The sequence below is a fragment of the Mariniflexile sp. HMF6888 genome (genome assembly GCF_044335535.1).
Lineage (GTDB): Bacteria > Bacteroidota > Bacteroidia > Flavobacteriales > Flavobacteriaceae > Mariniflexile.
This window is the reverse complement of sequence record NZ_JBIQVZ010000005.1, coordinates 205,674-218,115: the sequence shown is the minus strand read 5'-3', so window position 1 is coordinate 218,115 and position 12,442 is coordinate 205,674. Positions and strand designations below refer to the sequence as shown.

At 33.5% G+C, this 12,442-nt stretch carries 13 protein-coding genes; 10 read left to right on the top strand and 3 right to left on the bottom strand.

What is annotated here, in order from left to right; all coding sequences use genetic code 11:
• Positions 1-4 precede the first annotated feature (4 nt).
• From mreC to ACGLWY_RS13200, 8 genes are all read left to right on the top strand, one after another.
• Positions 5-829: a rod shape-determining protein MreC gene (mreC, locus tag ACGLWY_RS13235; protein ID WP_396620141.1), complete on the top strand. Its 825-nt coding sequence runs from the start codon at positions 5-7 to the stop codon at positions 827-829.
• On the top strand, positions 822-1,328 hold the full coding sequence (locus ACGLWY_RS13230) for a rod shape-determining protein MreD (protein WP_396620140.1): 507 nt from the start codon (positions 822-824) through the stop codon (positions 1,326-1,328). The genes mreC and ACGLWY_RS13230 overlap by 8 nt, the downstream gene beginning before the upstream one ends.
• Complete coding sequence (gene mrdA / locus ACGLWY_RS13225; RefSeq protein ID WP_396620139.1) at positions 1,325-3,301, top strand: penicillin-binding protein 2; 1,977 nt, start codon at positions 1,325-1,327, stop codon at positions 3,299-3,301. Before ACGLWY_RS13230 ends, mrdA begins: the two co-directional genes overlap by 4 nt.
• 37 nt (positions 3,302-3,338) lie before the next feature.
• Positions 3,339-4,616, top strand: coding sequence for a rod shape-determining protein RodA (gene rodA, locus ACGLWY_RS13220; protein ID WP_396620138.1), 1,278 nt, complete (start codon positions 3,339-3,341; stop codon positions 4,614-4,616).
• Positions 4,617-4,648: 32 nt separating this feature from the next.
• Positions 4,649-5,278: a peptide deformylase gene (gene def / locus ACGLWY_RS13215; protein ID WP_396620137.1), complete on the top strand. Its 630-nt coding sequence runs from the start codon at positions 4,649-4,651 to the stop codon at positions 5,276-5,278.
• Positions 5,265-5,567, top strand: a complete 303-nt coding sequence (locus ACGLWY_RS13210; RefSeq protein ID WP_396620136.1) for a hypothetical protein — start codon at positions 5,265-5,267, stop codon at positions 5,565-5,567. The genes def and ACGLWY_RS13210 overlap by 14 nt, the downstream gene beginning before the upstream one ends.
• A gap of 208 nt (positions 5,568-5,775) precedes the next feature.
• A complete protein-coding gene (locus ACGLWY_RS13205; protein ID WP_396620135.1) occupies positions 5,776-6,837 on the top strand; it encodes a hypothetical protein in 1,062 nt (353 codons plus the stop codon).
• Positions 6,838-6,849: 12 nt separating this feature from the next.
• Positions 6,850-7,416 (top strand): hypothetical protein, encoded by a 567-nt coding sequence (locus tag ACGLWY_RS13200; protein ID WP_396620134.1) that lies wholly within the window; start codon positions 6,850-6,852, stop codon positions 7,414-7,416.
• A gap of 8 nt (positions 7,417-7,424) precedes the next feature.
• Here the strand turns inward: ACGLWY_RS13200 and gldC are convergent, their stop codons facing one another.
• Positions 7,425-7,757 (bottom strand): gliding motility protein GldC, encoded by a 333-nt coding sequence (gene gldC / locus ACGLWY_RS13195; RefSeq protein ID WP_396620133.1) that lies wholly within the window; start codon positions 7,755-7,757, stop codon positions 7,425-7,427.
• Positions 7,757-8,737: a gliding motility lipoprotein GldB gene (gene gldB, locus ACGLWY_RS13190; protein WP_396620132.1), complete on the bottom strand. Its 981-nt coding sequence runs from the start codon at positions 8,735-8,737 to the stop codon at positions 7,757-7,759. The genes gldC and gldB overlap by 1 nt, the downstream gene beginning before the upstream one ends.
• A gap of 74 nt (positions 8,738-8,811) precedes the next feature.
• Between gldB and nadE the strand changes: the two genes are divergently transcribed.
• Positions 8,812-9,600: an NAD(+) synthase gene (gene nadE, locus ACGLWY_RS13185; RefSeq protein ID WP_396620131.1), complete on the top strand. Its 789-nt coding sequence runs from the start codon at positions 8,812-8,814 to the stop codon at positions 9,598-9,600.
• Between the two features lie 104 nt (positions 9,601-9,704).
• Positions 9,705-10,340 carry a response regulator gene (locus ACGLWY_RS13180; RefSeq protein WP_396620130.1) on the top strand — a complete coding sequence of 212 codons (636 nt, stop codon included), beginning with the start codon at positions 9,705-9,707 and terminating at the stop codon, positions 10,338-10,340.
• On the opposite strand, the gene dnaG is transcribed toward ACGLWY_RS13180, so the two are convergent.
• A complete protein-coding gene (gene dnaG / locus ACGLWY_RS13175) occupies positions 10,335-12,293 on the bottom strand; it encodes a DNA primase (RefSeq protein WP_396620129.1) in 1,959 nt (652 codons plus the stop codon). The two genes, ACGLWY_RS13180 and dnaG, sit on opposite strands and share 6 nt — an antisense overlap.
• Positions 12,294-12,442 lie beyond the last annotated feature (149 nt).

Sequence of the window (12,442 nt, the reverse complement as noted above, 5' to 3'; positions counted from 1 at the left end):
AAACATGCAACAGATTATTAATTTCATAATAAGAAACAAAAACTTTTTGTTGTCCTTGTTGCTGTTTTCTATTTCTTTTGTTTTCACAATTCAAACACATTCTTACCATAAAAGTAAGTTTATAAACTCTGCCAATTTTTTAACTGGAGGTATTTACAATTCCATTAATAATTTTACGGGGTATTTAAGTTTGAAATCTCAAAACCAAGTATTGGCAGAAGAAAACAATCGTTTAAAAATGCTGCTATTTAATTCTGAAAACAAAAAAGACTCTACCTATTTAGATACGGTTACTTATAAGGGTTCCTACAAATTCACGTTGGCAAACGTTATAAGAAACACCTATTCTGGCGCCAATAACTTCCTGCTTTTAAATAAAGGAAGAAACGATGGTTTAAAACAAGATTTAGGTGTTATAAGCTCAAAAGGTATTGTTGGTATTGTTGACCGCACCAGCAAACATTATGCAACGGTTATTTCTGTATTAAATACCACAAATAAAATTAGTGCACAGCTAAAAAAAACAAATCATTACGGGTCCCTTTCGTGGAATGCGAAATCACCTCATTATATTCAACTTACCGACATACAAAAAATTGCTCCTGTAAAAAAGGGCGATACTATTATTACTTCAGGGCATTCATCCATTTTCCCTAAAGGAATTCCAATAGGTATTATAAACGATTTTAAACTTGATGCCGCCGAAAATTATTACGAAATAAACATCAAGTTGTTTAATGATATGACCAATCTTGAACATGTTTATACTATTGAAAATATTGACGCTGATGAGATTAATGATTTATTAAAGACAACCGTCAATGAATAACACTGTGTTTGTCCATATTACGCGTTTTATTTTATTGGTTTTTTTACAGGTTGTGTTGTTCAGTAATATTAACTTTTCAGGCTACATTAACCCGTTTGTCTATATTATGTTTATAGCGTTGTTTCCTGTAAAAAACAACCGTTTTATTATTATTTTTTTAAGCTTCTTCTTAGGATTAGCTGTCGATTTATTCTCAGACACTGGTGGTATTCACGCCGCAGCCTGTGTTTTTATAGCCTATATAAGACCCGTTATACTAAAATTCTCTTTTGGAGTAATTTACGAGCATCAAACTATAAAATTTAATACCGTTGAATTCGGCGAAAAACTAACCTATCTTACCATTCTCACTTTTCTACATCACTTTGTATTGTTTTTTTTAGAAATGTTTAGTGTTTCAAAAATAATATTAGTGCTTCAAAAAACGTTATTCTCAAGTATTTTTACTATTTTATTAATTCTAATTATAACCATCATTTTTAGTAAAAAAACTAAATGAGACGATTCTTACTTGTTGGGGCAATAGCCGCTGTTGGACTTATATTTATACTCAGGCTTTTTTATTTACAGATATATAGCGGGGGCATTCAAGATTTGTATGAAGACAACGCCATTAGAAAAGTTTACGACTATCCAAAACGAGGTTTTATATTTGATAGGAATGGTGAATTACTGGTTTCCAACCAACCGTCGTACGACGTTATGTTTATTCCTCGCGAGGTAAAACCTTTGGATACTTTAGAGTTTTGTAGTTTATTGAAAATTGAAAAAGCCAGATTTAAAGAAATTTTTGAAAAAGCATATCATTACTCCCCTTGGTTGCCTTCCGTTTTTATTCCGCATTTATCAAAAGAAGACTATGCTAGTTTACAAGAAAAAATGCGAAAGTTTGAAGGTTTTTATATCCAAAAACGCTCCTTAAGACATTATGAAACCACTATAGGCGCCAACGTTTTAGGTGATATTGGCGAAGTTAATGACGCTATTATTGCCCGAGATCCTTATTATAAAATGGGCGACCTTATAGGGAAGCAAGGTATTGAACTCTCTTACGAAAAAACATTACGCGGTGTGAAGGGCATTAAGTTTATTCAAAAAGATAGATTTAACAGAGATTTAGGACCCTATAAAGATGGTATTTTCGACACATTACCAAAACCAGGTAGCGATGTCACCATTACCATCGATGCCAAATTGCAGGCTTATGGAGAATTGCTCATGCAAAACAAACACGGCGGTATTATTGCCATTGAACCTAGTAGCGGCGAAATTTTAGCCATGGTTTCAACACCAACCTACAATCCTAATTTATTAGTTGGACGTCAACGCTCAGTTAATTTTACAAAATTATATAACGACAGTATTAACAAGCCTTTATATGATAGAGGCCTTCAAGCCATGTATCCGCCTGGGTCGCCTTTTAAAATTTTAAGTGCACTTATTGGTTTGCAAGAAGAAGTTGTAACTACCGAAGACCGATTTTATTGCAACCACGGGTATAGTTACGGTGGCAGAAAAATGGGATGTCATAGCCATCCAAGTCCTTTAGCAATGAATGGTGGTATTTACAATTCTTGCAATGCCTATTTTGCCAATGTTTACAGAAGAATTATAGACAAAACTAAAAGTCCTGCTATAGGCATGGATATTTGGAGCAACCATGTAAAGAGCTTTGGCTTAGGCGATTATTTGAATAACGATTTATCGGTAGGACAACCTGGTAAAATTCCTAGCAGTAAAACCTACGACCAGCTTTATGGCAAAAACAGGTGGGGAAGCACCTTCAACGTATCAAATGCTATTGGGCAAGGTGAAGTATTAACAACACCTATTCAATTAGCAAATATGACCGCAGCTATTGCCAACCGAGGTTACTATTACACACCTCACATAATAAAAAATATTGAAGGACATACCATCGATGTTAAATATACCACCCCTAACCATACCACCATAAACAAAGAACATTTTGAACCTATTATCCAAGGTATGTTTGATGTTTATAACCACGGAACCGCTGCAAGTCTTCAAGTAAAAGGTATTGAAATTTGTGGAAAAACTGGAACTGCCGAAAACTATGTAAAAGTTAATGGGCAACGCATGCAGCTTACAGACCATTCTATATTTATAGCATTTGCACCAAAAGACAATCCTAAAATAGCGCTTGCTGTATTTGTAGAAAACGGATATTGGGGAGCACGATTTGCTGGAAAAATAGCCAGTTTAATGATTGAAAAATACATTAATGAAACTATCACCAGAACCGATATGGAAGATTGGCTTTTAGAGCATACTTTAGAACATGAGTACACAAAACCATATTCTGGACAACCCTTTGGAATTAACAAGAATACAACTTTAGAAGTTGTAGATGATTTAGAATTTAAAGCGCTTAAAGAATTATTGAATCAGCTAAACAACAAATCAAGAAACCCTGATGAATTGAAGAAAACACAAGGTGTAAATTTATAAATTGAATTAAAGAACTTAACACAGACCATAAACATTAATGATAACGGAAGCTAGCAGATATTACAAATTCGATTGGATTACCATTGTTTTATTTCTAATGCTTGTTGGTTTTGGATGGTTAAATATTGTATCTGCCTCCCATTCTGGAGACACCATAAACTACTTTGATTTTTCGCAACCTTACGGAAAACAGCTCATGTTTATCTTTTTAACCGTGGGACTCATTATCCTGATTTTAGCAATAGAATCTAAATTCTACGAACGTTTTTCTAGTGTTATATATATTATTTCCATGCTGTCATTGGTTGGTCTTTTTCTGTTTGGAAAAAACGTTAACGGTGCTACCTCTTGGTATGCCATAGGCGGCATGACAATACAACCCAGCGAATTTGCAAAAACCGCTACAGCACTTGCGGTTGCAAAATACGTAAGCGACCTAAATACCGATATTAAAAGGATCAAAGACCAAATGACTGTATTTGCTATTATTGCACTTCCTGCACTATTAGTATTACTTCAAAAAGATGCTGGTAGTACGTTGGTTTATGGTTCTTTTATTTTTGTACTATACAGAGAGGGCTTATCACCAATCTATTTAATCCTCCTTTTAATGCTTGTCGTAATTTGCCTATGTTCCTTAAAATTTGGGGTTGTCATAACATCTCTAATCATAGCAGTGTTTGTGCTAGGGCATCATTTTACCAGACGGAGAAAACCGTTGTTCATTCAACCTATTTCAATTATTTTATTCAGTATTTTAATTTCATTTGGTGTTCGATATTTCTACGACAACCTATTGCCTTTTCATCAAAAAGACAGAATTACCATTTGGCTAAGCCTTGAAAAAGACCCCATAAAGCTAGAGCGTATGAAGAAAACCATCGCTTACAATTTAAATGAATCTGAAAAAGCCATTAGTTCTGGTGGCTTAACAGGAAGAGGTTATTTACAGGGCACTAGAACCACTGGGAAATTTGTACCCGAACAACATACCGATTACATTTTCAGTACCGTAGGCGAAGAATGGGGGTTTGTTGGTAGTGCGGTAGTAGTTATTGTTTTTATATTACTTTTTCTTCGTATTTTACATTTGGCCGAATTACAACGCTCCCAATTTAGTCGCATGTATGGCTATGGGGTTGCTTCCATATTTTTTATGCACTTTTTTATAAACATTGGTATGGTAATGGGCATTATTCCTACCATTGGTATTCCGTTGCCTATGTTTAGTTATGGTGGTTCAGGACTTTGGGGTTTTACCATTTTATTGTTTATTTTTATTAAGTTAGATTCAGATAGAATCAACCAATGGTAAGTCAACAACAAACGCCTTTATTTTAATCTCTTATGATGAGAAATTGTTTTCTTTTAATGGGTATTGCCATCATACTTTCCTCTTGTTACGGATCAAAAAGTATGTTGAAGAATTCTTTTTCGGTTGAACAATCTAAAATGATACTGGATTCAGATTCTCTAATTCCCATGCGGGTTTTCAAAATAACCAACAAAAGAGATTCGTTATTGCTTAGAACCAAAAGTCAGTACGTTAAAGCAAACCCCAACGATGTTGTTCTACAACGTTTTGTGAAAAGATTATATACCACCGTTAGAGACAGTATGTCTTTAGGCGTTGGTATTGCGGCACCACAAGTGGGTATTTTAAAAAACATTATTTGGGTGCAACGATTTGATAAAGAAAACTTTCCTTTTGAAGTGTACTTAAATCCGGTAATTAAAACCTATTCAGATAATAAGCAAACCTTTAGAGAAGGCTGTTTATCTATACCCAACAGAACTGATACCTTAAACACCCGAGCTTTTTCAATTGTAATTGAATATGACACGATGAAAGCTGAACATAAAACCGAAACCGTTGAAGGTTTTACATCGGTAATATTTCAACATGAAATAGACCATTTAAATGGCATTTTGTATTTGGACCATTTGAAAAAAGAGGTTCGTAATGCAAAAGAATAAACGATTGTTCGTCATATTACTAGTAGCCAGTTTGCTTCTGATAACCCCTTTGGTTACCATGGTATTTACTAATGACGCTAATTGGAGTGCTTTCGATTTTGTCGTTGCCGGTGCTCTCTTTTTTAGCTTCGGAATTATTTTGGAAATCATTTTAAGAAAAAAAATAACGAATCATTTTGTACCATATTCTTGTTTTACTCTTTTTCCTTATTGGGCAGAGCTTTCCGTGGAGTTTTTAGTTTCTCTTTTTACAGGAAACCAACCTTTAATATCCCATAAGTTGCCTTAAAAGTAAAAGTTATGAAATTGTTACAATGCTTAGGCCTAATAATTTTTTGAAAGATATTTCTTTTAAAGAAGAGGGTTTTATTTTTATTTTAAGAAAAAAAAACTTACATTTAAAAAATTTTAAATAAAACTACTTAAATTAAGTATTCTAAAAATCACTTTTTAATCGCCCAAGGAAAAGAACTTTTATTATTATTTTTTTACTTTTAATGAATTGTGAAAATGAAAATTCTGATACCAATAAAAATAATTATGTGGTGCCAGAAACTTCAATTTCTATGGTTGAAAATTATACAGAAATTGAAACCAACAAATTTTCTAACTACTCAGATGGTCTAGAGTATGTAATGAAAGATGAAGGCGACTTACTAAAATTAAACAATATTAAATTATTGTCATATAAATTGCTTACAGATAGCGAATATAAAAAAGGGAGCGATTTTGATAATAAACATACAATAATACTTGAGCGCTATGATTTTGAAGGGGATACAAAACAAACTTACAGCAAAAAAGATTTTAACAAGTATTCTATAAATATAGTCCCTAATTCAAGTGATATTAATAAAGATTACTTACTAAAAAAGAAGAAGTTAATTTCTAATATGTTAATCAATGAACCAGACTTAAAAATAGTTAGCTTAAATTGGCTTATAGATGGGGGAAAACTGAATACCATAGCGTATTTCAAGAAAGGAGAGCTGTTATATGATGACATATTGTCTAATTATATCATATTAGACATTGATAATTCTAGCACTGAAGGTTCTTCGAGTAAGAACAATGCCACGAACAAAACAACGAGCACTACAAATAATGAGTATTATCCATATGACTGCGCATCTCAGTACTATGGTACTGATTACCCCATATATTTTTCTGATGGAATATATAGACATAGCATAACTGATAGGTGGCTTGGGGAAATTGCCTATGCATCTTGCTCACTTAACCTTCATGGTATTCAATTAGCCACTGATTGTTCAAAATACCTTAATGGTGGTTCTAGCTATGGAGATTATGGCGGCTCTGCTTGGGCAACTGCAGATGCCAAAGTCGAAGCAATATTAAAAGGTTTTTCGCCATATACCGGCCCTGGCTATTGTGACTACAAGATGGCGATTGCCCTGCAAACAAAACCTTTTTGGTCGAACATCACAATTTCTATCTCTTATCAAGGTAGTGGTTTTACGGTTACAGCCAATCCCGACGGTGGATCGGTAACCTTTGAACAAAAATTTGGATATGCTACTGCTAATGACTTAAATTAATTGCCTGTTTACATGAAAACTTTTTTTGTAATTATACTCATCTTATTTATAAATACTTGTAACTCACAAACTAAGCCAAAATTAGATGATAAAGATTTGGTTAAGGCAAGAAAACATTGGAAATCCTTCTTTGAATATGCAGTAGAAAATCCATCAATCTTTAATAATCCGCATCTTAAATTGGTTGATTACGAATTATTGGATGAAGATCACGATATGGGCATCGAAGATTTTTTAAGATTACCCATTGATAGTTTACAAGTTATTCCTAAGATGGTAATTTCTGAGGAAATGGTAAAGCAAATCAACGAAGGCGAATATGCTGAGTCAAAAATAGAATTGGTTGTGTTCTCAAAGATGCCTTTAAAAGAACAGTATGGTTATATTGCCCAAAAAATCCACCTCACTACAGAATCGTTGTTCAAAAAAGAAGATATAAAACTGGTAAAATTAAACTGGAAATATTTCGACAATCTTTTTCATACTTATTGTGTGGTCTCAGATAGAGACTACAAAATGAAATACGACATTATATTTTCTAATTTACAGGTTTACATTGTGTCTGGGAAAGAGCAATAAAATCACCTCTATTTCTTAATCTCCAACTTTTCAGCAAAATAATCACAGAAATCTTTCATAGTGGCAGTCATTTTTTCATCTTGGGTCGCTCTATGAAACGTATCGCTCATTGCCACTAGGGTTTGATGGAAAAACACTTTCATTTCATCAACAGGCATATCTTTAGTCCATAAGTCAATACGCAAGGTTTCTTGGGCTTTAGAATCCCAAACCGCCAACATCATTGCTTTAGCTTCTTCATTGGTTATTCCGCCATCTTCAGCAGTCCAATGAAGTTTTTCAGGGACTCTGTTAGCATCAAGTTCTACGTTTAATTCTATTTTGGATGTAATCTTCGACATTATTTTCTTGGTTTAAACTTTGAATTATTAAAAATTTCTTCAGGGCTTTTTATTAACATGTCTTTTAAAGACACTTCATTTTGCTGCATGTAAGCCCTCACTATTTGCCAACCTATATAGTGCCCTAAACGCCCAGGCGATTCGGTATCAATATCTTCTAAATAAAATTTGGAAAAAGGTGCGGGTGTAATAAACCTGCCAGATAATTTAGCATCGGTGCTAAACAACAATTCGCGTTCTACAAAATACCTCCAAATATAACTTTCATTAGCTATGGCCCAATCAAGTTGTTCTTTGGTGTACCCAATACGCGCTGCCTCAGTTTTAAACGGAATAATAGCGTCTTTAAAATATAGTTGTTTACCGAAGTAAATAAGTTCATCTAAAAACGTTTTACTTGGCTGTTGATAGATGTATTTTTTAGCGTATTCTGCTGCTAAATCGACTACTATTTGTTCTTTTTTTAAGTCCTCCCTTAAATATTTAGGTATGTTTTCATAAAATTTGTGATTGCTACCTAAATAAGTGTCTAATGCAATGACTACAATCGTATCGGTTACAATAATGCGGTTTCTATAATCGACATCGCTTGTCGTTGTAATGATTCTGGGCGTATGAAACTCTGGAAAATAATATTTTAAATGATTGAATAATGATTCAATCTCCAATTCGGTTTCACCCATATTCAAAAATGTTTTTTCAACCTCTTTAAATAGTTGTTTTTGTAAGGTGTCTTGCGCCTTTTCAATCCAGAAAGAATCTTGATATTTTTCTGAAAACATAAAAGGATATGCCTGCTTTAATTTAGGAAGATTTTCATTATTAATTTCAGCAAATAGCAAATCAAATCTTTCAATATGAGCATCTAAATTAATCTTGGCTATACTATTTTCTAACTGACTTTTATTTTTGCAAGAAAAAACTGTCACTATAATGCTTAAAAAAATTAATATATACTTCATATAAAACTTAAACGCCATAAATTTTTATTAATTAAGTGTTTCGTCTATTTTTGTTTGCAAAGGTACTATTCTTAGTTTTAAATTCATTTAATATGCAAACAGAAAAAGTTGTAAATTATATAGTTAATTGGTTAAAAGATTACGCAACCAAAGCAGGTGTAAATGGTTTTGTTATTGGAATTTCTGGCGGTATCGATTCTGCAGTGACTTCGACACTTTGTGCTAAAACAGGATTTCCTTTGCTTTGTTTGGAAATGCCCATTCATCAATCACCTTCGCAAGTTAACAGAGCATTATGTCATATAGAATGGTTACAAGAAAAATTTCCAAAAGTGAGTATGACCCAAGTGAATCTAACTCCTGTATTTGATAGTCTGGTTGCGTCCTTACCTTTTGTAAAAAATGAAGAAGACCGTTTTATGTCTTTAGCGAATACGCGAGCCAGATTACGAATGACTTCTTTATATTATTTTGCAGCTTTACATAAATATCTAGTTGCTGGCACTGGTAATAAAGTTGAGGATTTTGGTGTTGGTTTTTATACAAAATATGGAGATGGTGGCGTCGATTTAAGTCCGATCGCCGATTTGTTGAAAACCGAAGTCTATACCATTGCAAAGCATTTAGGTATTAATCAAGATATTATTGAAGCCGCCCCAACAGATGGCCTTTGGGGTGATGACAGAACTGATGAAGATCAAATAGGTGCATCGTATCCAGAGCTTGAATGGGCCATGAAAATGGATGAAGCAGGCAAACACGCAGAAGACTTTACAGGTAGGGAACAAGTCGTCTTTAATATATATAAACGCTTTAATACCGCCAACAAACATAAGATGATTCCTATACCTATTTGCGAAATTCCTAATAATTTGATGTAAATGTTGCACAATATCCAAATATTCACTACATTTACGGCAAGCTTATTCTCTCAATTATAATATTCTCTCTAACCAAATTATAATAAAAAAAAGCTTTTACAATTATGATAAAATTATTGATAGCAGACAACCACCCTATTACCAGGAAAGGGCTTGAGGTTCTTTTTTCGGCATCTTCTAACATTAAAATTGTTGCAAGTGTTGATAATGGCGAAGCCATTTTAGAATACATCAAAAAAAATCCTGTGGACATTATTTTAACTGAAGCTGATCTTCCAAAGCTTAACGGTTTAACTGTTTTACGTTATTTAAAAAATGATTATCCAGACATTAAAACTATTATTTTAAGTGCACAACCTGAAGAAGTGTATGCCGTAAACGCTATTAAAGCGGGTGCTCATGGCTATATACACAAATCAGAGAACGTTATTACCATTAACGAAGCTATTTTAAAAGTTCACGATGGCGGTATTTATTTAAGTAACGACCTAACACAACAATTAGCCTTTGGCAACAGGGTTAACAAAGGCGGAACTTTCTACAAAAAACTATCAACCAGAGAAGCAGAAGTTTTAAAACTTTTAACTATTGGTAGAAAAAACAAAGAAATTTCTAAAGAACTCGATATTAACGAAAAAACGGTTAGTACTTATAAGGCACGTTTAATGCGTAAATTAAAAGTTACTAATTTAGTTGATTTAGTTAACCAAGCTAAACTTAACGAGTCGTTATCATCATAACACCCGATTAAGTTTTCTAGACAACAACATTTTTAGACCCGAATAGTCTTTTACTTCTTCAAGTATATTTCTATTCGTGTCTATTTTGTTTTGTAAGGTTTCTTGCTGAAATTCTTTTACTTTTTGATCTATTAAAAAGCATCGAAGGCTTAAAATGGTTTCACTTACCAATTGTGCGACAGTGTGTGTTTTTTCCTTTGGAAAAATATTCATGCGTTGCCAGTTATCTAAGGCATAGCGCTCATCTTCCATTAAAATATGGGTAATTTCGTTACCCATACTAGCATCTACCTGATTAACAAAATTTTTAAGTTCAAACGCTGGGTTTTGGTTTAAAGTATCTATAATGGTATAATATAAGGCTTTAAACTGCTGATTGGTAAACTCCATTTCATCATCCTGAAGATCTAAAAATACTTTTTCAAATACTTTGGCTTGGTGGATAACGGGTTCTAAAACCAACTCCCCTTTCGCATTTTCCTTTAAAACCAAATCTTCAAAATCTTCTGTTCTGTTACCGTAAAGCAACAATACTTCAATTATTTTTCGCTCTAAAATATACTGAACGTCAACTTTTTCTATAGGTTGTTGATGCTTAATAACTTCAAAAGCTTTTTGTTCGGTTTTAAACTGTTTGTTTTCTTCCTGAAACTCTTTTTTGTTGATTTGAGCCAGTGTACTAAATAACACTTCCTCACTTATATCCATAATTCTGGCGCATTCCTGAATATAGATTTCTTTTTGAATGCGGTCTGGAATTTTAGAAATGCTATTTACAATATCCCGTACCGTGTCGGCTTTTTTTATAGGGTCGTTTTTAGACTCTTCAAATAAAATAGATGCTTTAAACTGAATAAAATCCTTAGCATTTTCGGCTAAATAAACAGACAATTCTTCCAACGTATTTTGTTTGGCAAAACTATCGGGGTCTTCACCTTGGGGGAACGAACACACTTTAACGTTCATGCCCTGTTCTAAAATTAAGTCAATGCCACGAAGCGATGCCCGCATACCCGCAGCATCCCCATCAAAAAGAACGGTAATGTTTTTGGTTAGACGATTTATGAGCCTGATTTGTTCGGATGTTAAGGCAGTTCCCGATGAAGCTACCACGTTTTTCACACCTGTTTGATGAAATTGAATCACATCGGTATAGCCTTCAACCAAAAAGCAATTATCTTCTTTAGCAATGCTTTGTTTGGCATGAAAAATCCCGTAAAGCACATTACTTTTATGGTAAATATCACTTTCAGGTGAGTTTACGTATTTAGCCGCTTTTTTATCATTAATTAAAATACGGCCACCAAAACCCAATACACGCCCACTCATACTTTTTATTGGAAACATAACCCGCCCTTTAAACCTATCGAAACGCTTCTCTTCTTTGACAATGGTAAGTCCAGTTTTTTCTAAAAATTCCAGTTTGTAACCTTGTTTTAAGGCTTCGTCCGTAAAGGCTTGCCATTCATCTAATGAGTAGCCTAAATCGAATTGTTTTATAGTTTCTTCCGTAAAGCCACGTTCTTTAAAATAGCTTAAACCAATTGCTTTTCCTTGGTCGGTTTTATGTAGTATTTTTTGAAAGTAAGTGTTTGCAAACTCACTTACCAAATACAAACTTTCGCGTTCACTAGCCTTTTCCTTTTGCTCATTACTTTGCTCGGTTTCTTCAATTTCTATATTATATTTTTTAGCCAGGTATTTTATAGCTTCGGGATAGGTAAAATGCTCGTGTTCCATTAAAAATGATACCGCGGTACCACCTTTACCCGTTGAAAAATCTTTCCATATTTGCTTTACGGGCGACACCATAAAACTAGGTGAACGCTCGTCGCTAAACGGACTCAAGCCTTTAAAGTTACTGCCCGATTTTTTAAGTTGTACAAAATCGCCAATAACCTCCTCTACGCGAGCAGTTTCAAAAACTAAATCTATGGAAGCTGGTGATATCAATTACGGAAAATTACAATTAAAATGTAAATGTAATTATAAACTATTGATTTTTGAAATTTAGAATTATTGGAAGTTTGAACTTGTACGAAAAAATCGATATGTTTGTTTGACTTAAGATATAAAACATTAAATCAGTTTCATATTTATAT